Origin of the sequence: Faecalibacterium sp. BIOML-A4 (genome assembly GCF_009679665.1) — a bacterium.
GTDB lineage: Bacteria > Bacillota > Clostridia > Oscillospirales > Ruminococcaceae > Faecalibacterium > Faecalibacterium taiwanense.
Genome location: NZ_WKZG01000004.1, coordinates 147,725 through 173,940, shown reverse-complemented (window position 1 = coordinate 173,940; position 26,216 = coordinate 147,725). Strand labels below are relative to the sequence as shown.

At 57.6% G+C, this 26,216-nt stretch carries 21 protein-coding genes, 1 tRNA gene and 1 pseudogene; 16 read left to right on the top strand and 7 right to left on the bottom strand.

Annotated elements, in window-relative coordinates; translation table 11 throughout:
* Positions 1-88: 88 nt before the first annotated feature.
* Positions 89-1,708, bottom strand: a complete 1,620-nt coding sequence (locus GKG34_RS04510; RefSeq protein ID WP_154255676.1) for a DUF5046 domain-containing protein — start codon at positions 1,706-1,708, stop codon at positions 89-91.
* Between the two features lie 141 nt (positions 1,709-1,849).
* Positions 1,850-3,232 (bottom strand): MATE family efflux transporter, encoded by a 1,383-nt coding sequence (locus tag GKG34_RS04505; protein ID WP_154255675.1) that lies wholly within the window; start codon positions 3,230-3,232, stop codon positions 1,850-1,852.
* Positions 3,233-3,605: 373 nt separating this feature from the next.
* Here GKG34_RS04505 and GKG34_RS04500 point away from each other — a divergent pair, with 373 nt between their 5' ends.
* Complete coding sequence (locus GKG34_RS04500; RefSeq protein ID WP_154255674.1) at positions 3,606-4,415, top strand: RICIN domain-containing protein; 810 nt, start codon at positions 3,606-3,608, stop codon at positions 4,413-4,415.
* Positions 4,416-4,486: 71 nt separating this feature from the next.
* Here GKG34_RS04500 and GKG34_RS04495 read toward each other — a convergent pair whose 3' ends face one another.
* Entirely contained in the window at positions 4,487-5,137 is a 651-nt protein-coding gene (locus GKG34_RS04495) for a Crp/Fnr family transcriptional regulator (RefSeq protein WP_154255673.1), read from the bottom strand.
* An 86-nt stretch (positions 5,138-5,223) separates the two neighbouring features.
* On the opposite strand from GKG34_RS04495, the gene GKG34_RS04490 reads away from it, so the two are divergent.
* Positions 5,224-5,952 (top strand): 4Fe-4S dicluster domain-containing protein, encoded by a 729-nt coding sequence (locus GKG34_RS04490; RefSeq protein ID WP_154255672.1) that lies wholly within the window; start codon positions 5,224-5,226, stop codon positions 5,950-5,952.
* 63 nt (positions 5,953-6,015) lie between these two features.
* Here GKG34_RS04490 and GKG34_RS04485 read toward each other — a convergent pair whose 3' ends face one another.
* Positions 6,016-6,891, bottom strand: a complete 876-nt coding sequence (locus GKG34_RS04485) for a hypothetical protein (protein WP_243139204.1) — start codon at positions 6,889-6,891, stop codon at positions 6,016-6,018.
* A 116-nt stretch (positions 6,892-7,007) separates the two neighbouring features.
* Positions 7,008-7,099 (bottom strand) — tRNA-Ser (locus tag GKG34_RS04480).
* A 258-nt stretch (positions 7,100-7,357) separates the two neighbouring features.
* On the opposite strand from GKG34_RS04480, the gene GKG34_RS04475 reads away from it, so the two are divergent.
* Complete coding sequence (locus GKG34_RS04475) at positions 7,358-8,377, top strand: alpha-hydroxy-acid oxidizing protein (RefSeq protein WP_005945594.1); 1,020 nt, start codon at positions 7,358-7,360, stop codon at positions 8,375-8,377.
* A 53-nt stretch (positions 8,378-8,430) separates the two neighbouring features.
* Here GKG34_RS04475 and spoIID read toward each other — a convergent pair whose 3' ends face one another.
* On the bottom strand, positions 8,431-9,435 hold the full coding sequence (gene spoIID / locus GKG34_RS04470; protein ID WP_154255670.1) for a stage II sporulation protein D: 1,005 nt from the start codon (positions 9,433-9,435) through the stop codon (positions 8,431-8,433).
* 246 nt (positions 9,436-9,681) lie between these two features.
* Between spoIID and GKG34_RS04465 the strand changes: the two genes are divergently transcribed.
* The 11 genes and pseudogenes from GKG34_RS04465 (at position 9,682) to GKG34_RS04420 (ending at position 22,300) form a co-directional block, all read left to right on the top strand.
* Positions 9,682-11,052, top strand: coding sequence for a citrate synthase (locus GKG34_RS04465; protein ID WP_120080071.1), 1,371 nt, complete (start codon positions 9,682-9,684; stop codon positions 11,050-11,052).
* Positions 11,052-11,837: a hypothetical protein gene (locus GKG34_RS04460; protein ID WP_154255669.1), complete on the top strand. Its 786-nt coding sequence runs from the start codon at positions 11,052-11,054 to the stop codon at positions 11,835-11,837. The genes GKG34_RS04465 and GKG34_RS04460 overlap by 1 nt, the downstream gene beginning before the upstream one ends.
* A 198-nt stretch (positions 11,838-12,035) precedes the next feature.
* Positions 12,036-13,067, top strand: coding sequence for a type I glyceraldehyde-3-phosphate dehydrogenase (gene gap / locus GKG34_RS04455; RefSeq protein ID WP_005945602.1), 1,032 nt, complete (start codon positions 12,036-12,038; stop codon positions 13,065-13,067).
* Between the two features lie 503 nt (positions 13,068-13,570).
* Positions 13,571-13,849, top strand: a complete 279-nt coding sequence (locus tag GKG34_RS04450) for a hypothetical protein (RefSeq protein ID WP_206671446.1) — start codon at positions 13,571-13,573, stop codon at positions 13,847-13,849.
* Between the two features lie 117 nt (positions 13,850-13,966).
* A pseudogene (locus tag GKG34_RS04445) lies at positions 13,967-14,062 on the top strand (dTDP-4-dehydrorhamnose 3,5-epimerase family protein); the annotation flags it as partial.
* Between the two features lie 30 nt (positions 14,063-14,092).
* Complete coding sequence (locus GKG34_RS15830; protein ID WP_049935400.1) at positions 14,093-14,776, top strand: Coenzyme F420 hydrogenase/dehydrogenase, beta subunit C-terminal domain; 684 nt, start codon at positions 14,093-14,095, stop codon at positions 14,774-14,776.
* A gap of 81 nt (positions 14,777-14,857) precedes the next feature.
* Complete coding sequence (locus GKG34_RS04440; protein WP_005945608.1) at positions 14,858-16,066, top strand: phosphoglycerate kinase; 1,209 nt, start codon at positions 14,858-14,860, stop codon at positions 16,064-16,066.
* Positions 16,067-16,173: 107 nt separating this feature from the next.
* Positions 16,174-16,944: a triose-phosphate isomerase gene (tpiA, locus tag GKG34_RS04435; RefSeq protein ID WP_005945612.1), complete on the top strand. Its 771-nt coding sequence runs from the start codon at positions 16,174-16,176 to the stop codon at positions 16,942-16,944.
* Between the two features lie 97 nt (positions 16,945-17,041).
* A complete protein-coding gene (gpmI, locus tag GKG34_RS04430; RefSeq protein ID WP_097775302.1) occupies positions 17,042-18,568 on the top strand; it encodes a 2,3-bisphosphoglycerate-independent phosphoglycerate mutase in 1,527 nt (508 codons plus the stop codon).
* A gap of 230 nt (positions 18,569-18,798) precedes the next feature.
* Positions 18,799-21,399, top strand: coding sequence for a TetM/TetW/TetO/TetS family tetracycline resistance ribosomal protection protein (locus tag GKG34_RS04425; RefSeq protein WP_154255668.1), 2,601 nt, complete (start codon positions 18,799-18,801; stop codon positions 21,397-21,399).
* 1 nt (position 21,400) lies between these two features.
* Positions 21,401-22,300, top strand: a complete 900-nt coding sequence (locus GKG34_RS04420; protein WP_005945625.1) for an NAD(P)H-hydrate dehydratase — start codon at positions 21,401-21,403, stop codon at positions 22,298-22,300.
* Between the two features lie 54 nt (positions 22,301-22,354).
* Here GKG34_RS04420 and GKG34_RS04415 read toward each other — a convergent pair whose 3' ends face one another.
* Positions 22,355-22,510, bottom strand: a complete 156-nt coding sequence (locus tag GKG34_RS04415; protein WP_005945627.1) for a hypothetical protein — start codon at positions 22,508-22,510, stop codon at positions 22,355-22,357.
* Between the two features lie 363 nt (positions 22,511-22,873).
* Here GKG34_RS04415 and GKG34_RS04410 point away from each other — a divergent pair, with 363 nt between their 5' ends.
* Both GKG34_RS04410 and GKG34_RS04405 read left to right on the top strand, forming a co-directional pair.
* Positions 22,874-24,748 (top strand): beta-glucoside-specific PTS transporter subunit IIABC, encoded by a 1,875-nt coding sequence (locus GKG34_RS04410; protein WP_154255667.1) that lies wholly within the window; start codon positions 22,874-22,876, stop codon positions 24,746-24,748.
* The gene (locus GKG34_RS04405; RefSeq protein WP_154255666.1) at positions 24,745-26,199 is read left to right on the top strand and encodes a glycoside hydrolase family 1 protein; all 1,455 of its coding nucleotides are present in this window, start codon (positions 24,745-24,747) and stop codon (positions 26,197-26,199) included. The genes GKG34_RS04410 and GKG34_RS04405 overlap by 4 nt, the downstream gene beginning before the upstream one ends.
* Positions 26,200-26,216 lie beyond the last annotated feature (17 nt).

Genomic DNA, 26,216 nt, shown 5'->3' with positions numbered 1-26,216 from the left:
TGAATGCTGTTTGTCAGGGGCAGCGGTCGGCAGACGGATTTTTTCATTTTGGGGCTTGACTTTTAATAGTTAGTCTCCAAAGTCTGGCTCAGTAGCCCATTTCATCGTCGGCGTTGATGGAAGAGAAGATGCTTTGGCAGTAAAGCCATTTGCCGTTCGTATCCATCCAGCCGTAGTAAAAGCCGCGTTTTGCAACGAACACGTGTTCTGGCAGCTGGTTCAGGCTGTTGTCGTAGTAGCTGTAGCAGCTGCCAAGGCCATAGAACACAATGTTGCCGTTTTCATCCAGCACGTCACACATTGAGCCGTTGCTGCTGGGCGCATTGGCGTTGCCACAGTACAGCGGCCTGCCCTCCGGTGTGGTGATGAGATAGTTCAGGGCATAATACTTGTCCTGCAGATGGGTCAGGTCGGAGACAAGGCCCTCGGGGCCGTACACGCGGGTGGCGGTGGTCTCAAAGTTATCGTTATCCCGCAACTCCAGCCAGACGTAGCCGTCACCCTTGTTATCCATCATCACGCTTTGCTGGCCCTCCACTGGCTCCACGGTGGTATCAGTGATCAAATCGCCGGTTTCGGTGTTGAACACCTTCAACCGTCCGTCCTCATAGTAAAGGGCGATGGTGTCGCTCATGACGCTGGAAGCGTACAGCGGTGTCACCTCACCGGTAACAAGGTCGTGCAGATCATAGCCGAAGTCGCCGCTCGTGCGCCATGTGACCACATAGCCCGGGAAATAGCTGCTGGGCTGGTCGTCGAAGGTGCCAATGAGGGTGCGGTCCACGGTGGCGAGATCCCGCAGCTCGTAGCGGCCATCGCTGGTCTCGAAGCAGGCGGTGCCGCTGCCGCATACCTGTCGGAAGCCGGTGAAGCCTTCGCCGGTGGCGGGGTTATAGAGCGTTTCGTCCGTTGGCTCGCCGCTGGCGTGGCAGGTGTCCAGCTCCACCCAGTCGGTCAGGTTGTCCGGTGCATAGGAAAGGCTCAGGGCAGTAGTGGCATCTGCGCCGTAAGTCTGTGTACCGTCCTTCGTCTGTATAATGATCCAGCTGTGCAGGGCGGGTTCATCGTCCCATGCGTCCTCGGCAAGGTCTGCTGGGCGGGCATAGCAGGTGAACACCAGCCTGTCCCCGCACACGATGCAGCGGTATGCGCCATCCGGCACGGGCAGACGTTCGCCGGTGGAAAGGTCGATCACCTGACAGGTGCCATAATCGTCGTAGCCGTTTTCGTAGCTGCCGTTCACGGCGTGGGCTTCCTGCAGCACCAGCAGACCGTTCTGCATGGAGGCGTTCTGCTCCCCCTCAAAGGTCATGACTTCATTGCCGTCTTTGTCAAACAGGCCGCTGCGCCGTCCGCAATAAGCGTCCGGGTCGGCCCAGGTGCGGAACCAGTAGTTGGTCTCACCGGTCACGGTGTCCTGCAGAAGGTTCACGTTCTCGCTGCGGAAGGACTGGTACAGCACCTTGCTGCCGCACAGAACGGTGCAGGCACCGCCGGAATTGTCGTAACCGTAAAGTATCCGCAGCTTTCCGTCGTCCAGCCGGGAGCTGTCGTAAAGCGGATCCCCATGTGCATCGGTGGGCACTGAGAAAGCAGGAGCAGCAGGCTTGCCGGAAGCGGGCGGCAGCACGCTGCAGCTGCAGCCAAGGGCAAGGCACAGGGCAGCGCATACAGCAGCGCTGCCTATGCGGCAAACGTTACGCTTCATAAAGATCACTCCTTACAGTATGGAAAGGAACAAAGTTTAAAAGAAAGCCGGAAAGGTTTTCCAGTTCAATTATAATACGAAACAGCCGCGCATTCCATTGCAGGAAAACGCGGCTGTTGATTACAGTTTTATGACAGACTTTCAGGACTGTGCTTTGGCTTTTTCAGCATCGTCCATCCGGTCCAGCTGCTTGAGGAAGGCCAGCAGGAACGGCAGGGAAACAATAAAGGTGAGCGCATCCGCAATGGGCTGGCAGGTCTCCACGCCCACGAGTCCCAGTGTGCGGGGCAGGATGAGGATGAGCGGAATGAAGAACACGCCCTGACGGCAACAGGCCAGAAAGGTGGCGCGTCCGGCTTTGCCCACGCTCTGGAAGGTCATGTTTGCCACCACAATGACCGGCTGCAGCAGAATGGCAAGGCACTGATAGTGGAAGGCGGGCAGCGCCACGGCGGTAACTTCCGGGTCGTCGCGGAACAGGCGGATGAGGGCATCGCTGTTGACCCAGCACAGGCTCACCAGCACCACCAGCATACAGAAGGCGGCACCCATGGTGAAGATGGCCGCCTGCCGCACCCGGCGGAACTTGCGTGCACCATAGTTGAAGGCAGCTACCGGCTGCAGACCCTGCCCAACGCCAATGGCTACCGAGATGATGAACATGAAAATGCGGGAAACGATGCTCATGCCGGCCACAGCGGCATCGCCGTAGCTGCGGGCGGCAATGTTCAGCAGCATGCCGCCGATGCTCTGCAGGCCCTGACGGCCAAAGCTGGGCGCGCCGCCCACCAGAATCATGCCGAACTCCCGCGCTTCACGGGTGACGGCAGCAATACGGAACTGACTGACGGTTTTGCCCCGCAGGAACATGGACAGCAGGATGCAGAAGCTGATGCTTTGGCTGAGAGCCGTAGCAATGCCTGCACCGGCGGTGCCAAGGCCCAAGCCGAACATAAAGATGGGGTCCAGCACAATGTTCAGCACGCCGCCGGTCACAAGGCCGATCATGGCAAAGTTCGCCTTGCCCTCATAGCGCAGGATGTTGTTCATCACAAGGCTGGAGATCATAAGCGGGGCTGCAATGAGGATGGGCCGTGCATAAGCGCAGGCGTGGGGCAGAATGGTCTCGGTGCTGCCCAGCAGCATCATGAAGCTGGGCAGAGTGGCAAGGCCCACAACGGCCAGCACCACGCCAACGGCCAGAGCAGTAAAAAAGCTGGTGGAAGCAAAGCGGGTGGCGGCATCGGTGTTCCGGCTGCCAAGGCTGCGGCTGATGATGGTGCCGGAGCCGTGGCCCAGTGTAAAGCCAAGCGCCTGAATAATGGCCATCAGGCTGGAAACAATGCCCACCGCACCGGAAGCGCTGGTGGAGATCTGGCCCACAAAAAAGGTATCGGCCAAGTTGTAGATGCTGGTGATGAGCATACTTAAAATGGTAGGGGCGGCAAGACCGAGGATCAGCTTTGGAATGGGTGTCTCGGTCATTTTTTTGTATTGCTGAATGTTGAGCTCGTCTGCTGACATGAAAGAACCTCCTTTTATCATAAGGAATAGGTCAAGAAAAGCCGCCCAGCAGCAGAGCGGCGGATAATTTGAATGTGTGCACAGGATGCACGTTCCATAGTATAACGCAGCTGCGGCAAAAAGTCGAGAGCCGAACCGGTACAGAATGGTGCCTGAAATGCCCATGGAGCGGGAGAAAAACGGACGGAAAGCTTGACTGTTTTTGTCTGTTTTGCTAAAGGCTGGTCGAATTGCTTGTAGAAAATCACGATATGTGGTATCATTTACCATAAGGGAAACAAAAGAGCCTGTGCATCTGTACAGGCTGCATACAAAATATAAGCGGCAGCCGCAGGCAGAGCCGGGCGGCTGCGATCCATAGGAGGAACAAACCATGAAAACTGTTGCACAGACCGTGATCGAAGCCGATCACTTTTACACCATTGCCGCGCACACCGGTAACGTCATTCAGGCCGTGGAGGGCACCAAGGAAGCCGGTACCGTCCGTCTGGGCAAGTACGAGCATAAGCCTGAGCAGGAGTGGAGCTTTATCCGCGTGGGTGACGGCGTTTACCGCATCCGCAACCGCGCATCCGGCAAGCTGCTGGACCTGACCATGACCGGCACCGCCAACGGCACCTGGCTGCACCTGTGGGAGGATGTGGGCGGCACCTCTCAGATGTGGACCGTTCAGCCCACCCCGGAAGGAACTGTGCGCCTGCGCTCTTCCTGGGCCGGCGGCAAGTGCGTGGACACCGTTGGCATGGGCGCTGCGGTTGGCACTGTGCTGCAGATCTGGCAGGAGGTGTCCGGCGCAGATGACCAGCTGTGGACCATTGCCGAGGTGAAGGAGCGCGCAAAGCGTGCCGCCAAGAAGGCCGAGGCGCCTGCTGTGGAGGCTGCCGCTGAAGCTGCACCCGCTGCAGAAAAGGCACCGGCCAAGAAGACTGCGGCCCGCAAGCCCCGCACCACCAAAAAGGCGGCTGCCGCCAAGGCAGAAGCTGCAGAAGAGGGGAAGGCAGAGACCGCAGCACCGGCAGAAAAGCCCGCAAAGCCTGCCCGTAAGACTGCCGCAAAAAAGACCGCCGCCAAGGCTGCCGAAAAAGCAGAGCCTGTAAAGGCAGAAGCACCTGCAGAGGAGAAGCCCGCTGCGGAGAAGCCCAAGCACAAGTGCGCACCCCGCAAGAAGAAGGAGACGGTCTGATCTCGTTCTGTTGATTTGTTAAAATGAAAGCGCCCGCCGGAGGTCCAACCCTGCCCGGCGGGCGCTTTTGGTTATTCTGGAAGCTGCTTTAAAACAAAGCGGTTTTTATCAAATTCCAGCAAACCTTCGTCCCGCATTTTGCACAGCTCTTTGGAGAGGGCGCTGCGGTCCAGATTGAGGTAGTCGGCCATCTGCTGGCGGTTGAAGGGCACCTCGAACTCCATCCTGCCGCAGCGTGCTGCCTGTGCGGAAAAATAGGTCAGCAGCCGTCCGCGCACAGTCTTGGGCGTTGTGCAGAAGATGCGCTGCGAAAGGCTGAGGTTCTTGCGCATGGACACCGCCAGCAGGCGGCGCAGCAGCTTGTCCTGCAGCGCTGGCTCGATCCGCGCATCGGTAAAGGCGGCAGTGTGCAGGAACAGTATTTCGCAATGTTCGGCCGCAACAGCATCCACCATTAAGGCCTCGCCGCAAAAGGCGTAGGTCTCGGCAAAGGCCTGCCCGGCACCTACGCTGCTCAGGATGCTTTTGGTGCCCCAGAGATCCAGATTTTCAATGTGCACGGAACCACGCAGCACAATGCCGATCTCCCGCACGCAGCTTCCGGCGCGGAAGATGACCTCGTGCTTTGCAAACTGCCGGGTGCGCAGGTGCCCGGCAGCGGCAAGGGTATCCAGCTCGGCTTCTGAAAGATCCTGAAACAGGGGCGACGCGATCTTTTTCATAAAAATCCTCTTTCTGTGGTTATAACAACCGAAAGCACGGTCTGATTATAGTATACTCAGAACATCAAAGCAAGGAGGATTTTTCCATGATCCGCAAAATCATTCATATAGACGAAGAAAAATGCAACGGCTGCGGTGCCTGCGTCACCGCCTGCCACGAGGGTGCCATCGGCCTTGTGAACGGCAAGGCCAAGCTGATGCGGGATGACTACTGCGACGGCTTTGGCGACTGCCTGCCCGGATGCCCCACCGGTGCCATCACCTTTACCGAGCGCGAAGCCGCCGCTTATGACGAGCAGGCTGTGCTGGAAAACAAGCAGAAAAAGGCCGCTGCCGCCCAGCAGCAGGCACAGCCCGCCGCACCGGCGTTCCATGGCTGCCCGGGCAGCATGATGAAACAGTTCCACCGTGAGCAGACCGCACCTGCCGCAGCCGCAGTGCCCATGCAGTCCCAGCTGGCACAGTGGCCTTGCCAGATCAAGCTGGTGCCGGTGAACGCGCCCTACTTTGACGGTGCCAAGCTGCTGATCGCCGCCGACTGCACCGCCTATGCCTACGCCAATATCCACGAGGAGTTCATGAGGGGCCATGTGACCATCATCGGCTGCCCGAAGCTGGATGCTGTGGATTACAGCGAAAAGTTGACCGAGATCATCCGCAGCAATGATATCAAGAGTGTGACCGTGCTGCGCATGGAGGTGCCCTGCTGCGGCGGGTTAGAGCTCGCTGCCATCACTGCTCTGAAGAACAGCGGCAAGTTCATCCCGTGGAATGTAGTCACCTTCTCCACCGATGGCCGCATCCTCGACCGGTAAAATGACAGAACAAAAGCCAGAAACGACTGCTGCCGTTTCTGGCTTTTGATGTTTGCGGAAAGATCAGCCCGCGTTCTGTACGCTGTTGGCAGCGGTCTGCACGAACTGCAGCACGCTCTGGATGGTATCGCGGATCTGCACCAGCGTCTGGATGTCTTCGTCCTTCATGCGGGATGTGGGCGCAGTGAGCACCACGGTCTGGGCACTCACGGTGCCAGTGAGCTGGATGCTGACCCCGTGTTCCGGGATGGTGAGCAGGATGTGCACCGGGATGGCATCCGCAAAGAACCTGCTCTTTTCCAGCCCGATAACAAGTACCGGTGCATTGGCGCTGCCATCACCGGTATCCAGCTGAAAATAAAGGTAGCCGTCCTTTGCGTTTTCCGGCTGTACGCGCTGCAGCTTTTTCTGCGGCAGCTCAAACTCGGTCATGTCCTGCAGGCTGGTGGCTGTGGTGTCCACACCCAGCAGGCTTGCCAGCTGGGCCTGCGAGATATAACTGCCAAGGCTCCAGTCCGGCAGCAGAAGGCTCGCCAGCGGGTAGCTGCCGGTGATGGAAGAGCGGATATTTTTGTACAGCTGCCCGACATCGTATAAGGTCTCGCTGCTGCTGATATACACCCGGGTGAGCGGGCCTGCCGGGATAACGGCATCCGGGGCCGAGATGCTCAGCTGCAGTGCGTCCGGCGCATACAGGCCGTTGACGGTGCCCTTGGTGGAGCCTGTCTTTTGCAGGATGGTGTAAAGGGCAGGGGAATCGACTGTGGATGTGATCTCATAATCAAAGGTAAAGGCCGCGCCTGCCTGCAGCGCTTTCACCCGGCGGGCTACCAGACTGTACCCGGTTACAGCGGCCACGACTGCAAGCAGTACAAGAATGAGCACTGCGATCAGGACCACATAGCCCGCGCCGTGCTTTTTCCGTTTGGAAGATGCCATAAAAAATCCTCCCTCAGATGTTTTATTCAGCATAGCGGAACAGCGGACAAAAGTCAAGGCAGAACAGAGAAGCGCTGAAAAAACAAAAAATCCGAAACCGTAAGGTTTCGGATTTCTGGCGGAAAGATGGGGATTCGAACCCCAGAACGCTTTTGACACGTTACACGATTTCCAGTCGTGCGCCTTAGACCAACTCAGCCATCTTTCCATATTCGGTTCTGCGTTTTGGGCCGTGGCCCTCAGCGCTCCACTATAATACCTGAAAGAAGCACTTTTGTCAAGGATTTTTTTGAAAAAAATTGTATTTTTTCAAAAAGCACGTGCCTGCGTTTCTGGCCTCCGAACTTTGCACTGAAAACTGTGCAAAACCCTTGACGACGGCTGAAAACCGGGCTATGATGGGGGCAGAGAGTGCTGCGGAGAGAGTTTGCCCTGCAGAAAAGGAATAAAAGGAGGATATTTTATTATGACTTATCCTGAAGTGCTGGCTAATGCGCGCGAGTGCATCGGAAAATACTGCAAGGCCTGCCCGGTGTGCAACGGCGTGGCCTGCAAAAACCAGATCCCCGGCCCCGGTGCCAAGGGCGTGGGCGATACGGCCATCCGCAATTATAATAAGTGGGCCGAGATCCGCGTGAACATGGACACCCTGTGCGAGGGAGGCACCCCGGACACCCATATTGAGCTGTTTGGCAAGAGCTTCAAGTACCCGTTCTTTGCAGGCCCGGTGGGTGCTGTGAACCTGCACTACTCCGAAGCCTATACCGATATGACCTATAATGATGTGCTGGTGCGCGCCTGTGCAGAGAACGGCATCGCTGCCTTTACCGGCGACGGCACCAACCCCACCGTTATGGAGATGGCCACCAAGGCCATTGGCGCAGCAAACGGCTGCGGCGTGCCCACCATCAAGCCCTGGAACATTGATACCATTAAGGAAAAGATGGCCGAGGCCAAGGCCAGCGGCTGCTTTGCCGTGGCCATGGATGTGGATGCAGCCGGTCTGCCCTTCCTGAAGAACATGACTCCGCCCGCAGGCAGCAAGAGCGTGGCAGAGCTTGCCGAGATCGTCAAGCTGGCCGAGCGCCCCTTCATCGTCAAGGGCGTTATGACCGTTAAGGGCGCACTGAAGGCAAAGGAAGCCGGCGCGGCTGCTATCGTGGTGTCCAACCACGGCGGCCGCGTGCTGGATCAGTGCCCGGCCACTGCCGAGGTGCTGCCGGAGATCGCAGCGGCCCTCAAGGGCACCGGCGTGAAGATCCTGGTGGACGGCGGCATCCGCACCGGTGTGGATGTGTTCAAAGCACTGGCACTGGGTGCAGACGGCGTGCTGATCTGCCGCCCGTTCGTCACGGCTGTGTATGGCGGCGGCGAGGAAGGCGTGAAGTGCTACATTGATAAGCTGGCCGGTGAGCTGGCTGACACCATGCAGATGTGCGGTGCGCATTCTCTGGCCGAGATCACCCCGGATATGGTGCGGGTATAAGAAAAAGAGTGAATAGAAAAGCGGTCTGTGCCTTTGCGGTGCGGGCCGCTTTTTCATCCTTGCAGCTGCGTGCCGGGGTAGTAGTGCGCCAGAATATCGGCATAGCTTTTGCCCTGCTCCGCCATGGCCTTTGTGCCCCACTGGCTCAGGCCCACGCCGTGGCCGTAACCCCGGGTGGTAAAGCTGAAATTCCCGCTCTGGTACTGTACCGTAAAGCATGTGCTGCGCAGGCCCAGCGCCCGGCGCAGGGTCGTGCCGGAAACGGTCTGCCCGCAGACCGTGACGGTTTTTGTGTATCCGGCGCTGGTCAGCGCTGCCGGGCCGAACCAGCCTTCCGGCGCGGCGAGGTCGGCAGAAATGCCAAGGCCTGCAAGGGCCTGCTGCACCTGCTCTGCGGAAAAGGTGACGGTGTATTCGTAGTTGTCAGCGGAACGGTCGGTGCTGCTGTCCACTGAAATGAGGTAGGGCAGGGCGGAACCCCATACATTTTCGCTGGCCTCGGTCTGCCCATTGGAAATGGCAAAGTAGCTGGCGCAGGCAGGAGCATTCTCATAATAAAGTATCTCATCCAAGACCTCGTCCACAAGGGCGGAGAGGCGGGCGTAATTCTGCTCGTAGGCGGTGCCCCAGTAGCTGCGCAGCACCGGCTCGGTCAGGCAGCCCTGCCGCCGGGCTGGGTCGGCAGTGAGCCAAGCGCCGCTTTGCAGGGTGGTGTGGTTCCGGCAGTAGAGCGCATAGCTGTGGGCGGCAACGGCCTGTGCCTTGAGCGCTTCGTCCGGCCAGCTCACCGGCATCTCGGCGGCGACAGCACCCAGAACGTATTCCTGACGGGAAAGCTCCAGCACCTGTCCGGTGGCCTGATCCTCCACCAGAAAGGTCTCGGCATCCGCAGAAGGCACGGCACTTGGCGGCTGCGCAGATGCTGCAGGCGAAGATACGGCAGAAGATGCGGGCTCTGCCCCGCTGAGCACGGCGCGTGTGACCCGGTAGGCAGCCAGCGGCAGAATGCTACCCAGCACCAGCAGGACCGCAAAGATTGGCAGAAAAAACTTTTTCATAGTCCTAAACCCTCCGACAGCGGTGTTTTTTTAATCAGAATACCGGATATACCTTGAAAAAAGATGCGAAACAGGGAAAAAGCCTTTTGTGGTGCAAGCGCAAAAAAGCACCAAACCGGATTTTTGAGCGCTGAACGGTGCAGTTGATGCTTGAATTTACTCGTCAAAAGCGATAATATAGAATTATACCCATCATTGAGGGTGGGCGGGAAAGTATATAAATAGGATGAAAGGAGAATTCCCCTTATGAATTTTGCACATTCGGAGGTGGCAACGCTGGACCCGAACACGATGCGGACTTTGTGTGAGGAATATGTTGCCAACAACTACATCGATCCGGAGACGAGCGAGCGTCTGGGGGTCAAGCGCGGCCTGCGCAACCCGGATGGCACCGGTGTGCTGGCCGGCCTGACCAACGTCTGCGACGTTGTGGGCTATAAAAAGGATCAGGAAGGCCATGTGATCCCCACTCCCGGCAAGCTGATCTACCGCGGTGTGAACATCAACGAGATCGTGGACGAGGCCTACCGCAATGACCGCTTTGTGTTTGAAGAGGTGATTTGGCTGCTGCTGTTCGGCAGTCTGCCCAACCGGGAGCAGCTGGACGATTTCTGTGAGATCCTGGCAGAGCACCGCGCCCTGCCGGAAGGCTTCATGGACACCATGAACGCCCCCTCGCCCAATATCATGAATAAGCTGCAGCGCTGCGTGCTGGGCCTTTACTCTTATGATGAGCACGCCGAGGATCTGAGCCTGGAGAACATCCTGAGCCAGAGCATCAATCTAATCGCCAGCATGCCCACCATGATGGTGAACGCTTACCAGATGAAGCGCCGCTACTACGATAAGCAGAGCATGTTCTTCCACCTGCCCAAGCCCGGCCAGAGCACGGCGGAGCACATCCTCAGCACCTACCGTCCGGATCAGAAGTTCACCCACGAGGAAGCGAAGCTGCTGGATATGTGCCTGCTGGTGCACGCCGACCACGGCGGCGGCAACTGCTCCACCTTTACCACCCGTGTGCTGTCCTCCTCCGGCACCGATACCTACTCCGCAATCGCGGCGGCCATCGGTGCACTGAAGGGCCCCAAGCACGGCGGTGCCAACCTGATGGTGAACCGTCAGCTGAAGGATATCCTCAAGCATGTGGAAAACCCCGAGGACGACGATGAGGTGCGCGAGTATCTGCGCCGCATCCTGCGCAAGCAGGCGGGCGATGGCTCCGGCCTGATCTACGGCATGGGCCACGCGGTGTACACCATCAGCGACCCTCGTGAGGTGGTCCTGAAGCAGCGCGCCCGCCATCTGGCCTACGACAAAGGCTTTGAGGAAGAGTATAATATGCTGTGCAGCATCGAACGGCTGGCCCCCGGCATCTTTGCCGAGGAAAAGGGCAGCACCAAGCCGGTGTGCGCCAACGTGGACCTGTTCAGCGGCCTGATCTACAACATGCTGGGCATCTCTGAGGATATCTACACCCCGCTGTTCGCCATTGCCCGTGTGCCCGGCTGGTGTGCACACCGCGTGGAAGAGGTGGTATTCGCCAACCGTATCATTCGTCCCGCTTACAAGTATCTGGGTGTGCGCCAGAAATATAAGCCGATCGAGGAACGCTGATGAATCCTTCTGTTTTGTTCGTTTTTATCCTGAGCATTCTGCTGGGCGTGCTGCGCGCGGCAGACCTTGCCTTTGGCACCGATGCCGTCACCGGTCTGTGCGTGGTCGGCTCGGTGTGGTGGCGCTATCTGGCACTGGGTATCGTGGTGCTGGCTGCAGTGCTTGTGGGCCGTACACAGCCTTCCCGCTCGGAAGCGGTGCGTAGCCGCAGGCCGCTGGCCGGTATTCTGGCTTTTGTCGGTGCAGTATGTTTTCTGGCCGCAGCGGGTGCACAGATCGCGCTGGGCGCAGCTTCCGGTCTGGGCGGCTTTGTGCGGTGCATTCTGGAATGCCTGTGCTCCGCGTGGCTCAGCACCATGGGCCGCTGCTGGCTCAGCCCCAACGAGTGGAAAAAGCCCTTTGGCGGGCTGTATCTGGCCGTGGCGGGCAGTCTGCTGTTCTACTGGAACGTGCTGCTGCGCTTTATGGAGAACAGCTCCAGCTGGCACCGCGTGACCCCTACAGCGGCGGTGTGGCAGGCGCTTGCGGCACTGGTGTTTTTGGCAGCGCTGGCCCGGGCACTGCATGTCCCGCAGCCGGGCAATGGCAAAACACTGTGCGCAGCCGGGCTTGCCGCATTTGCACTTTGCCTGTGCTGGCAGCTGCCCTATGTACTGGTTTTGATGAGCGGCCTGAGCTGGGCCGCACCGGCTGTCTGGCCGGAGATCTTTGCCGGACTGGGCCTTTGCTGCGTGGGCGGCATTGGCGGAGCGTGCGTTACAGCCTGCTTGAACGGGGAGAGCTGACAAAAATATTGGCACTCTGTTGGCGCAATTGCCGAAAAGCAGGGAATGAAAGGAATTAAAATCGTACAAAAGCAAAAAATGCAGTGAATGTCTTGTTAATTTTTTGGCAGACACTTGAAACTTTCTGCGTTTTGGTCTAAAATAAAGATACCGTGATTTATCCGATTATGGGTAAAATAATTAGGAGGTACTATTAACATGGCTGTTAGAGTTGCTATCAATGGTTTCGGTCGTATTGGTCGTCTGGCTTTCCGTCAGATGTTTGATGCTGAGGGTTACGAGGTCGTCGCAATCAACGACCTGACCAGCCCCAAGATGCTGGCTCACCTGCTGAAGTACGATACTGCTCAGGGTTCTTTCTGCGGCAAGATCGGCGAGGGCAAGCACACCGTCGAGGCTACCGAGGACTCCATCATTGTTGACGGCAAGGAAATCAAGATCTACGCTGTTAAGGACGCAAAGGACGCTCCCTGGGGCGAACTGAACGTTGATGTCGTTCTGGAGTGCACCGGCTTCTACACCAGCAAGGAGAAGAGCATGGCTCACATTCAGGCTGGCGCAAAGAAGGTCGTTATCTCTGCTCCCGCAGGCAACGATCTGAAGACCATTGTCTTCTCCGTCAACGAGAAGACCCTGACCGCTGAGGATCAGGTCATTTCTGCTGCTTCCTGCACCACCAACTGCCTGGCTCCCATGGCTAACACCCTGAACAAGACCTACCCCATCGTCTCCGGCATCATGACCACTGTTCATGCTTACACCGGCGACCAGATGATCCTGGATGGTCCTCAGCGCAAGGGCGATCTGCGCCGTGCTCGTGCTGGCGCACAGAACATCGTTCCCAACACCACCGGCGCTGCTAAGGCTATCGGCCTGGTCATCCCCGAGCTGAACGGCAAGCTGATCGGTTCTGCTCAGCGTGTGCCTGTTCCCACCGGCTCTACCACCATTCTGGTTGCTGTCGTCAAGGGCAAGGACGTCACCAAGGAGTCCATCAATGCTGCTATGAAGGCTGCTACTTCTGAGTCCTTCGGCTACAACGAGGATCAGATCGTTTCTTCCGATGTCATCGGCATGCGTTACGGCTCTCTGTTCGATGCTACCCAGACCATGGTCGCTAAGATCGACGACGACACCTATCAGGTTCAGGTCGTGTCTTGGTACGACAACGAGAACTCCTACACCTCTCAGATGGTCCGTACCATTAAGTACTTCGCTGAGAACTGCTAATCACAGCTCTACGCTCAAAAGTGCTTGAGATGCCGTGCTGAATGACGGCTGGTACCGGCTTTGCTGGTACGAACATGCTGTGATTGGTACGACAACAGGATAACGAGTTCAACACCCTTCCTTTTGCGGGTTTCCGTGAGAGGAAGGGTGTTTTTTTGCTGCAAAAAAGCAATGGAACGAGTTCCTTTCTAAAATGAATAGGTTGCAACAAAAAGACGGAATAAAGTACGGAAATCTTAGCCATGATGCAGGCAATGATACAGCTGCAAAGTATTGTACCCCAGAGGAAAAAATGGTAAAATATTTTTAGTGTCAATAAATACATTTACGAAATTGATATTGATGATTCTGGAAATAAAATGTCAATGAATTGCGGCGTAAATCTGTCAAAAACCTGGGCGTAGATGCGTCCGGGCTTTTTCTGATGTAAAGGAAACCGGGCCGGAGTTTGGCACGGTATGGGGATGAGATCCCTAAATGGGGAAAGCGACAGGAAAGGGAAAATGAAAGAGAAATTGAGGCTTGCTGTTTTTGGCCACAAAAGGTGGTCGAGAGAGGGCGGCGTGGAGATCGTGGTAAAAGAGCTGTGCACACGGATGGCGCAGCAGGGCTGTCAGGTGACATGCTACAACAGATCGGGACATCATGTGAGCAGTGCGGAATATGACGATGCTGGTAAAACGGAGTACGAGGGAATCCGTCAGAAGTCTGTTCCGACTATTGAACGTATAATATGGGTAACCAGAAAAAATCCTGATTTCATGCGGGTTTGCGCGGCGTGACCTTTTTTTACCTCAACTTGTTTCTGTATGCCATGGTGCGTTGCGTTCCGGCGTGATTTCGGGGATTAATGGCTTCTGGCTGCGCTCTATACTTAACCCACCACAGCGAAAGCTGATTTCCAGAAACAGTATCCGCAGTGCAAGCTGGTACGCGCTATGCGCGGAACTGTGTTTGATGTCGCTGTTGATCTTAGAAGCAATTCCGAAACTTATACGCTGCAAGGGAACAGATGGAATACTTGGATGAAAAATATCCGGAATTTTCGCGACAAGAAATATGGGTGGGGCGAAAACGGGAGCATCGTAGGTGTTGATTTGCAGGGCACTGCAATGGAAAAGCAAATCGCTCCGGAAACAATATCGTATTATCATTATTTCTTTGATGGCGAGATCTCGCGAGACTGCTGCTACCAATGCCCTTACGCACAAAGACAGCGTGTGGGCGACATTACCGTTGGAGATTATTGGGGCGTTCAGAAATATGATCCGCAGCTTCTGGTGGAACAGAGAGGAACGATCAATAGCAAAGAAGGCGTTTCCTGCCTGCTGATAAACACGGAATGCGGACAACACCTTGTCGAGAAATACGGTGCGAAGATAGAAAGCTATCCGGTCGAATTTTCTAACATTGCTCAGGAGAATACGCAGCTGAACCGGCCAACGAAGCATACCAGACTGAGAAATAAAATTTTCAGGAAGTATAAGGGAGCGGCTATGCTGGTGTGGAAGCAATTTTTGAGCGGGATCAGCGGAACCAGAAGTTCATATGGGGAATGTATGACCGCATTTGCGGAATGTTCTGCCGGAAAACACGGTAAAGCTGCGGCTTTCGGTCAAAATACACACATTTCCGTGCATCAGCGGCAAATGTTTGTTAAACTATTATCTATCTTGCGACCTTGCAATGTGCACGGTTTTTGTTTATAATAGTAGAGTAACGGGGCAAGATCCCCCGAATGCGAGCGAAACTCTAGTTCAGAAATTAAAACTTGAGAGGAGTTTATTACCATGGGTTTAGGTAAGAAGACGATCGACGATCAGAACTACTGCGGCAAGAAGGTGCTTGTCCGTTGCGATTTCAACGTCCCGATGAAGGACGGTGTGATCACCAACGAGAACCGCATCAACGCAGCTCTGCCCACCATCCAGAAGCTGGTCAACGATGGCGCAAAGGTCATCCTGTGCAGCCATCTGGGCAAGCCCAAGAACGGCCCCGAGGCAAAGTTCAGCCTGGCACCCGTTGCTGTGGCTCTGAGCGCAAAGCTGGGCAAGACCGTTGTGTTTGCTGACGACGACAACGTTGTGGGCGAGAACGCAAAGGCTGCTGTTGCTGCCATGAACAACGGCGATGTCGTTCTGCTGCAGAACACCCGTTTCCGCAAGGAAGAGACCAAGAACATGCCTGAGTTCAGCGAAGAGCTGGCTTCTCTGGCTGATGCATATGTTGACGATGCATTCGGCAGCTGCCACCGTGCACACTGCTCCACTGCAGGTGTCACCGACTTCATCAAGGATACCGCTGTCGGCTACCTGATGGAGAAGGAGATCAAGTATCTGGGCAACGCTGTGAACGATCCCGTTCGTCCCTTCACCGCTATTCTGGGCGGCGCAAAGGTCGCAGACAAGCTGAATGTTATCTCCAACCTGCTGGAGAAGGTCGATACCCTGATCATCGGCGGCGGCATGGCTTACACCTTCGTCAAGGCTCAGGGCTACGAGGTCGGCAAGAGCCTGTGCGACGATTCCAAGCTGGATTACTGCAAGGAGATGATGGCCAAGGCTCAGGAGAAGGGCGTGAAGCTGCTGCTGCCCGTTGATGCTGTCTGCATCAAGGACTTCCCCGATCCCATCGACGCTCCTGTTGAGACCACGGTTGTTCCCGTCACCGCGATCCCGGCTGACATGGAAGGCTGCGACATCGGCCCCGAGACCATGAAGCTGTTTGCCGATGCTGTCAAGGCATCCAAGACCGTTGTGTGGAACGGCCCCATGGGCGTGTTCGAGAACCCCACTCTGGCAGCTGGCACTCTGGCAGTTGCCAAGGCTATGGCTGAGAGCGATGCTACCACCGTGATTGGCGGCGGCGACAGCGCAGCAGCTGTGCAGCAGATGGGTCTGGGCGACAAGATGACCCACATCTCCACCGGCGGCGGCGCTTCTCTGGAGTATCTGGAGGGCAAGGAGCTGCCCGGCATCGCAGTTATTCAGAACGCATAATCTGATCCCGGCATCATAATGGGTGCGGCGGCTTTAGCGCCGCCGCATCTTTTTGTTTGTGCAGAGCTTTCTGCACGATAGAAGGTAAATAAAGGAGATAGAGTATCATGGATAAGGCAAAGCGTAAGGCTATCATTGCAGGCAACTGGAAGATGAACAAGACTGCCTCCGAGGCTGCTGTTCTGGTGGACGAGCTGGTCCCCGCCGTGCAGGACGCAGGCTGCGAGGTGGTTATCTGCACCCCGTATACCGATCTGGTCACCGCTGTGGAAAAGACCAAGGGCACCAACATCCATGTGGGTGCTGAGAATGTTCACTTTGAGAAGTCCGGCGCTTTTACCGGCGAGATCAGCGCTGACATGCTGGTAGATCTGGGCGTGGAGTACGTCATTGTGGGCCACTCTGAGCGCCGCCAGTACTTCGCCGAGACCGACCAGACCGTGAACAAGCGCGCTCTGGCTGCTCTGAACGCCGGTCTGAAGGTCATCATCTGCGTGGGCGAGAGCCTGCAGCAGCGCGAAGAGGGCGTGACCGAAGAGCTGGTGCGTATGCAGACCAAGATCGCTCTGCGTGATGTGACCGCTGAGCAGATGGCAAATGTCGTGATCGCTTACGAGCCCATCTGGGCCATCGGCACCGGCAAGACCGCTACCGCCGATCAGGCTGAGGAAGTCTGCGGCCAGATCCGCAAGGTCATCGGCGAGGTGTACGGTGAGGCTGTGGCTGAGGCTACCACTGTCCAGTACGGCGGCAGCATGAACGCCAAGAACTGCGAAGAGCTGCTGAGCAAGAAGGACGTGGACGGCGGCCTGATCGGCGGCGCATCCCTGAAGGCTCCTGACTTTGCAGTGATCGTCAACGCAGCCACCAAGGGCTGATCGACGGTTTAAATCAGCTGTTTCAGCGCCCGGCTGCGCCGCATTTCCAGCGCTGTGCCGGGCGCTGATTTGTTAAATTCAAAGGAGATTCAATTTTATGGCAAAGAAACCTGTTCTTCTGTGCATCATGGATGGCTTCGGCTGGGTGCCGGAGGAGACCTTCGGCAACGCCGTGGTCGCTGCAAAGAAACCCCACCTCGATGCTCTGATGGCAAAATATCCCATGACCACCATCAACGCTTCCGGCATGGCCGTCGGTCTGCCCGAGGGCCAGATGGGCAACTCTGAGGTTGGCCACACCAACATGGGCGCTGGCCGCATCGTGTACCAGCAGCTCACCCTCATTACCAAGTCCATCAAGGACGGCGAGATGCTCCAGAACCCGGTTCTGGTTAAGAACATGAAGGCTGCCATCGATGCCGGCAAGGCCATCCATCTGATGGGTCTGGTGGGCACCGGCGGTGTGCACAGCCACGCAGACCACTGGTTCGGCGTGCTGGAAATGGCAAAACATCTGGGCGCAAAGAACGTTTACCTGCACTGCATCACCGATGGCCGCGATACCGACCCGCACTCCGGCAAGGGCTTCCTGGCCGACCTGCAGGCCAAGCTGGACGAGCTGGGCATCGGCAAGATCGCCAGCGTCTCCGGCCGTTACTACGCCATGGATCGCGATAACAACTGGGATCGTGAAGAGAAGGCATATGCTGCCTTTGTCTACGGCGAGGGCAATCATGCCGCCAACGCTGCCGAGGCCATCGAGGCATCCTATGCAGCAGACAAGACCGACGAGTTCGTTCTGCCCTGCGTCACCTGTGAGGGTGGCCGCGTGCAGGACGGCGACACTGTGATCTTCATGAACTTCCGTCCCGATCGTGCCCGCCAGATGACCCGCATCTTCTGCGACGATGCGTTCACCGGCTTTGAGCGCCGCGGCGGCCGCAAGCAGGTGAACTATGTCTGCATGGCCGAATACGATGCCACCATGCCCAACTGCGAGGTCGCCTATCCGCCTGTGGAGCTGAAGAACGTTCTGGGCCAGTACCTGTCCGAGAATGGCAAGACTCAGCTGCGCATTGCCGAGACCGAGAAGTACGCTCACGTCACCTTCTTCTTCAACGGCGGCGTGGAGGCTCCCTACGAGGGCGAGGACCGCTGCGTGATCCCCAGCCCGAAGGTCGCCACCTATGACCTGAAGCCCGAGATGAGCGCCCCCGAGGTTGCTGCCGAGTGCGTCAAGCGCATCGAGAGCGGCAAGTACGATGTGGTGATCCTGAACTTCGCAAACTGCGATATGGTCGGCCACACCGGCGTGTTCGATGCTGCGGTCAAGGCCGTTGAGGCTGTGGATACCGCTGTGGATCAGGTGGTGTCCGCTGTGCTGAAGGCCGGCGGTTGCGCCTTCATCACCGCCGACCACGGCAACGCCGAGAAGATGATGAACCCGGACGGCACCCCCTTCACCGCACACACCACCAACGTGGTGCCCTTTGTGGCTGTTGGCTGCGGCGATGTGAAGCTGCGCGAGGGCGGCTGCCTGGCAGATATCGCTCCCACCATGCTGCCGTATATCGGTCTGCCCGTGCCTGCTGAAATGACCGGCAAGAGCATCATTGTGGAGTAATTGACCGTTAAAATGGCCGACGCGTTCGCTTTGGCTATGAATAGCGGAATTGTTATTCTTATATTTACAGCTCTGGAAAATCTGCGGATTTTCCAGAGCTGTTTTTTCACGCGAAAAGCCGATAAGATAAATTGCGTTTTTGGGCTTCGACCCCATTCTAAATCAAAAACTTTTCTTTTTTCCCCATCCGTGCTACAATAAAAATGAATTTTTGATTGTAGGAGAAGCGGATGGAAACAACGCATAAACAAATCGTTCTGGGCATCCTTGCCCATGTGGACTCCGGCAAGACCACCCTTTCGGAAGCCATGCTCTACCGCTCCGGCGCGATCCGCAAGCTGGGCCGCGTGGATCACAAGGATGCCTTTCTGGATACCGACACGCTTGAAAAAGCGCGCGGCATCACCATCTTTTCCAAGCAGGCCCTGTTGACGGCGGGCAATACGGATATCACATTGCTGGACACCCCCGGCCATGTGGATTTTTCCACCGAGACAGAGCGCACCCTACAGGTGCTGGACTATGCTGTGCTGGTGGTAAGCGGCACCGACGGTGTGCAGAGCCACACCGAGACGCTCTGGCGGCTGCTGCGGCGCTACCATGTGCCCACCTTTGTGTTCGTGAACAAGATGGATCTGCCCGGCAAGAGCAGGGAAGAGCTGCTCGCCCAGCTGAACCACCGTCTGGGCGAGGGCTTTGTGGCCTTTGATGTGCCGCAGGCCGACCGGGACGAAGCACTGGCCCTGTGTGACGAAAACCTGATGGACCGGATGTTGGATGCCGGGCAGTTGACCGATGCGGACATCATCCCGGCCGTTGCACGCCGGCATGTGTTCCCGTGCTGGTTCGGTTCGGCGCTGCGGCGTACCGAAGACGATGCACTGGAAAGCGTGGACGCTCTGCTGGACGGGATTGACCGCTATACCCGTCCGGCTCCCGCGCTGGATGCCTTTGGTGCCAAGGTGTTTAAGGTGTCGCAGGATGAGCAGGGCACGCGCCTGACATGGCTGCGCGTGACTGGCGGCGAACTGAAGGTAAAGGCCCAGCTCTCCGGCGAAGCAGATGGTGAGCCGTGGGAGGAAAAGGCAAACCAGCTGCGACTGTACTCCGGCGTAAAGTATACGCTGGCGGAAGCCATCGGTCCGGGGCAGGTGTGCGCCGTCACCGGCCTGACCAAGGCGCGCCCGGGCGAGGGCCTTGGCGCGGAACGCGACAGCGATGTGCCGGTGCTAGAACCGGTGCTGAGCTATCAGGTGCTGCTGCCGGAGGGGGCTGATGTGCACGCGGCACTGGGCAAGCTGCACCGGCTGGAAGAAGAGGAGCCGCAGCTCCATGTGGTATGGAACGAGACTTTGGGCGAGATCCATGTGCAGCTCATGGGCGAGGTGCAGCTGGAAGTGCTGCGCAGTTTGCTGGCAGAGCGCTTTGGCCTGAACGTGGAGTTCGGCCCCGGCGGCATTCTGTACAAGGAGACCATCACGGAGCCTATGGAGGGCGTGGGCCACTACGAGCCGCTGCGCCATTATGCGGAGGTGCATGTCAAGCTGGAGCCCCTGCCCCGCGGCAGCGGGATGCAGTTTGCCGCCGACTGCCGGGAAGAAGTGCTGGACAAGAACTGGCAGCGCCTTGTGCTGACCCATCTGGAAGAAAAGCAGCACCTTGGCGTGCTGACCGGTGCGCCGCTGACGGACGTGAAGATCACCCTCATTGCGGGCCGCGCCCATCTTAAACACACGGAGGGCGGAGATTTCCGGCAGGCCACCTATCGCGCGGTGCGGCAGGGCCTGATGCTGGCCAAAAGCCAGCTGCTGGAGCCATGGTATGCCTTTCGGCTGGAAGTGCCGGTGGAAAACCTTGGCCGTGCCATGACCGATATCCAGCGCATGGAGGGCAGCTTTGACCCGCCAGAGAGCGGAGAAGAGGCTGCTGTGCTCACCGGTTTTGCACCGGTGGCCACCATGCGCAGCTACCCCATGGAGGTGGTGGGCTATACCCGGGGCCGGGGACACCTGACCCTGACGCTGGACGGCTACCGGCCCTGCCACAATGCGGCGGAGATCATTAAAGCCGTGGGCTACGAGCCGGAGCACGACCTTGACAACCCGGCAGATTCGGTGTTCTGCGCCCATGGCGCGGGCTTTGTGGTGCCTTGGGATCAGGTGCGCAGCCACATGCATGTGGACAGCGGCTGGGGAAAAAGCAAAAGCCCGGAGCAGGAGACGCAGGCCGTGCCCCAGCGCCGGACAGCGGCTTACCGCGCAACACTGGAAGAGGATGCCGAGCTGCTCAAAATCTTCGAGCGCACCTATGGCCCCATCAAACGGGACCCGCTGGCGGCATTCCGCCCGGTGCAAAAGCGGGAACGCCCGGATTTTGATGCCCAGCAGTGGGAAATCCTGCCCGAATATCTGCTGGTGGACGGCTACAATATCATCTTTGCGTGGGATGAGCTGAACGCCCTTGCAAAGGACAGTCTGGAAGCGGCCCGCCACAAGCTGATGGATATTCTGTGCAACTATCAGGGCTACCAGAAGTGCAATCTTATTCTTGTATTCGATGCCTATCGTGTGCCGGGCAGCCCCGGCAGCATTGAGCAGTACCACAATATCCATGTGGTCTACACCAAGGAAGCCGAAACCGCCGATATGTTCATCGAGCACGTTACTCATGAGATCGGCAAGGGGCGGCGGGTCCGTGTGGCTACTTCCGACGGCATGGAGCAGATCATCATTCTGGGCCACGGCGCGCTGCGTGTCTCCGCTCGCATGTTCCATGAGGAAGTGCAGAATGTGGAAAAGCAGATCCGCAAACTGGTGCAGGGGGAAGCATAAAATGTCAACCGAGATCACATCCGAATTTGTCTGGCACAACATCCCGCCGCGCCCGCGCGATAGCCACAAGGGCAGCTTTGGCACCGTGTTGGCTGTGGCAGGCAGCGCATATTACCGAGGTGCGGCCCTGCTGGCTGCCGAGGGTGCGCTGCGCACCGGTGCGGGCATTGTAACGCTGGCCAGCGTGGAGCCGGTATTGGCAGCTGCGGTGGCCCGCCTGCCGGAATGCTGCCTGTGTCCCTGCGTGGCGGGGGCCGAAGGCGGCATCTCGCCGGAGAGCATTCCACAGCTCCAGCGCCAGAAGGCGACGGTGCTGCTGCTGGGCCCGGGACTTGGCGGTACAGCCCAGAGCACAGGCCGCGCGGCCGAAACACGCACGCTGGTGCAGAAGCTGCTGCCCGGCTTTGCAGGCAGCGCGGTGCTGGATGCGGACGGCCTGAACGCCGCCGCGCAGCTACTGGCCGAGGGCAAAACGCTGCCACACCCGGCGGGAGAGCTGATCGTGACCCCGCACCCCGGCGAGATGGCCCGGCTCACCGGGCTTTCGGTGGCGCAGATCAATGCGGACCGTGAAAATACTGCCTGCCAGTATGCAGAAAAATGGAACGCTGTGGTGGTACTCAAGGGCTGCCGTACCGTGGTGGCTGCACCAGATGGCCGCGTGTGCACAAACCCTACCGGAAACCCCGGTCTTGCCCGGGGCGGCAGCGGAGATGTGCTGGCCGGTATGACGGCGGCCCTGCTGGCCTGCGGCCTGCCTGCATACGAAGCTGCGGCCTGCGCGGTGTATCTGCACGGTGCCGCTGCCGACCGTGCCGCTGCTGCGCTTGGCGAGTACGGAATGCTGCCGCATGATATCTTGTCCCAGCTGGGCCGGATATTTGCGGAAAACCACAGATAAAAAGAAAAGGGGTGTCTCTCTGTCTGCCGGAGAGATACCCCTTTTAACATTGCATCACATCGCCAGCACTTCGGCCCACTTTTCCTCGGCTACCGGGATGCCAAGCTCCATGTTCTCCTTGCGGCTGCGGTGCTCGCCCATGCCGGGGCAGCGCACCTCACGGCCCGGCTCTGCAGGCTCACTGGATGCCACATCGGCGGCAATGCGCAATCGGCATCAGGGCAGTGCAGGCGGTGAAAGGAGTACACGAGCACACACCGACAGCTATGTGAAAAAACAAATGAATATACGAACTTCATAATTTTTTAAGATTTATTTTGTGAAAAAGTCATATTGAAAAACGAAAAGAGGATTGATATACTAATACCACAATATCCAGTTGGACATGTTACTGGTAATGCAGGCAGGATCTGATGGAATGACGAATACCTTTTCTTTTGGGTGAATTGTAGCCAGATACTATGATTCCGGGAGAAATTGTACACGGGGTCATTCTGTTGGGTCTTTTTTCTTTTGTCCGCTTCGGCCGGGCGGCAGGGAAATGCCACCACACACAAGATAAAGGAGAACAAAATGAAGAACTACAAGCAGACTGCCTCCGACGTGCTGCGTCTGGTTGGCGGCGAGAAAAACGTTGTGCAGGTCGAGCACTGCTCCACCCGCCTGCGCTTCACTCTGGCAGACACCTCCAAGGTGGATGCTGCAGCCCTGAAAAAGACTGCCGGTGTTATGGGCGTTATTTCCAGCGGCCCGCAGTGTCAGGTGGTCATCGGCAACGATGTCATCGAAGTGTACGATGAGCTGCTCAAGCTGGGCACCTTCAACGCAGGTCAGGCTGCAGCTCCCGCTGCCCCCAAGGGCAAAAAAGAGATTGGCGGCATTATTCTGGACTATATGGTCGGCATCTTCCAGCCGCTGGTCCCCGCCATTGCAGGTGCAGGCGTTCTGAAGGCTCTGATGGTGCTGCTGAGCACTCTGGGCCTGATGAGCAGCGGAGATATCGCCTATAAGGTGTTTGTCGGCGTGGCAGATGCAGCTCTGTACTACCTGCCCGTCATGGTCGCCTTCACCACTGCAACCAAGTTCAACTGCAACAAGCTGGTGTCTGTGGCTCTGGCTGCTGCCATGATCCACCCCAGCGTTTCCGCTCTGCTGGCTACCGAGGGCGGTGCTTACTTCCTCGGCATCAAGCTGCAGAATATCGCTTACGGCGGACAGGTATTCCCGGCTATCCTGACCGTCATTTTCATGTCCTTTATTGAAAAGTGGGCCAACAAGTGGTGCCCCAAGGCCATCCGCGTGTTCTTTGTGCCCATGCTGTGCTTCGGCATTGGCTTCCCTGTGGCATTGGTCGTCCTCGGACCTCTGGGCTACAACATCGGCACCCTGCTGACCACCGTGATCCTTGCTCTGTACAACACGCTGGGCTGGCTGGCCGTTGCTCTGCTGGCTGCCGTGCTGCCCTTCATGATCTCCATGGGCATGCACAAGGCTCTGGTCCCCTATGGAGTTGCTGCTATTTCTGACCCCGGTTTTGAAATGCTGTACCTGCCCGCTTCTCTGGCACACAACATTTCCGAGGGTGGTGCCTGCCTGGGTGTTGCTCTGAAGACTAAGGACGAAAACCTGCGCGCTACCGCAATTTCCGCTGGTATCTCCGGCCTGTTCGGTATCACCGAGCCTGCCCTGTACGGCGTTACCCTGCAGCACAAGAAGGTTATGATGTCCGTTGTGATCTCCAGCTTCATCGGCGGTCTGTTCGTTGGCCTGATGAAGGTCAAGGCATTCGTTGCCATGGGCCCCGGTCTGGCTGGCATGGCCATGTTCGTTGACCCGGATAACTCCAAGAACATCCTGTGGGCTGCAGTTGGTCTGGTGATCTCTGTTGTGGCCTCCTTCGCACTGTCCTTCTTCCTGTATAAGGACGAGACCCCCGCAGAGGATGAGACCGCTGCTCCCGCTCCCGAGACTGCTGCAGACGCAGCAGCTGCGGATTTCACCATCAGCAGCCCCCTGCAGGGCAAGGCCATTGCTCTGGAAGAGGTCAAGGATGAAGTTTTCTCCCAGAAGATCCTGGGCGACGGCATTGCCGTGGTGCCCGAGAAGGGTGAGCTGTACGCTCCCGCTGACGGCGTGATCGAGTCCGTGTTCGGCACCAAGCACGCTATTTCCATGAAGACCGCTGCCGGTGCTGAACTGCTCATGCACATCGGCATGGACACCGTTAAGCGCGATGGCAAGGGCTTTGACCCGCAGGTCAAGGACGGCGAGACTGTCAAGAAGGGCCAGCTGCTGATGAAGTTTGACCTTGACGGAATCAAAGCAGACGGTTATGATGTAACTACCCCCATCGTCGTGACCAACGCCGATGAGTTCACCATCAAGACTGTGGCCGAGGGCGCTGTGGTGCCCGGTGCCGCACTGCTGAAACTGGAGGCAAATAAATGAGTTTCCCCAAAGGCTTTTTCTGGGGCGGCGCTGTTGCCGCAAACCAGGTAGAGGGCGCATGGAACGTGGATGGCAAAGGCCCCAGCGTGGCCGATGTTGCCACCTACAAGCCCAACACCGACGTGAAGGATTACAAGTCCCATGTTGCCATGGACGACGCACACATTGCTGCCGCCATGGCCGACCCGGATGATACCTATTATCCCAAGCGCCGCGGCATCGACTTCTACCATCATTACAAAGAAGACCTGAAGCTGTTTGCCGAGATGGGCTTTACCATGCTGCGCGTTTCCATTGCATGGACCCGCATCTTCCCCACCGGCGAGGAAGCTCAGCCGAACGAAAAGGGCCTGCAGTTCTACAGCGACCTGTTCGCTGAGATGCACAAGAACGGCATCGAGCCGCTGGTCACGCTGAGCCACTACGAAATGCCGCTGGCACTGGCCACCAAGTACAATGGCTGGGTGGATCGCCGCGTGATCGACTGCTTTGCAAAGTTCTGCCATGCGTGCTTTGAGCGCTACAAGGATCAGGTCAAGTACTGGCTCACTTTCAACGAGGTGGACAGCGTGATCCGTCACCCGTTCACCACCGCCGGCATCATCCCCAGCCGCGTGCCCGAGGATAAGATGCTGGAGACCTGCTATCAGGCCCTGCACCACCAGCTGGTGGCCAGCGCTATGGTAGTAAAGGACTGCCACGAGATCATCCCCGGCAGCAAGGTGGGCTGCATGCTGACCAAGCTCACCACCTATGCCCGCACCTGCGCACCCGATGATGAGCTGGCTACTCAGGCAAAGAATCTGGAAAACCTGTTCTATGCCGATGTGCATGTCTGGGGCGAGTACCCCCGCCTGATCCTCAAGATGTTCGAGCGCAAGGGCATCCACGTGGAAATGCTGCCCGAGGATGCCGCTACCCTGAAGGCAGGCTGTGTGGACTTTGTTTCCTGCAGCTACTATATGACCATGACCGAGTCTGTGGACCCGAACGCAGAGCGTACCCCCGGCAACACCGTGCTGGGTGTCAAGAACCCGTATCTGCCCTCCACCGACTGGGGCTGGCAGATCGACCCCAAGGGCCTGCGCTACAGCCTGATCGAGCTGTACGACCGTTACCGCAAGCCGCTGATGGTGGTGGAGAACGGCATGGGTGCCAAGGACGTGGTGGAGGCCGACGGCTCCATCCACGACCCCTACCGTGTAGAGTACTTCCGCCAGCACATCAGCGAAATGGGCAAGGCCATCGATGAGGGTGTTGAGATGTGGGGCTACACCACATGGGCACCCATCGACCTGATCTCTGCATCCACCAACCAGATGTCCAAACGCTATGGCTTTATCTATGTGGATCAGGATGATCTGGGCAACGGTACTCTGGCCCGCAGCCGTAAGGACAGCTTCTACTGGTACAAGAAGGTCATTGCTTCCAACGGCGAAGATCTGGACTAAGCGGCAGTCTTAAGGTT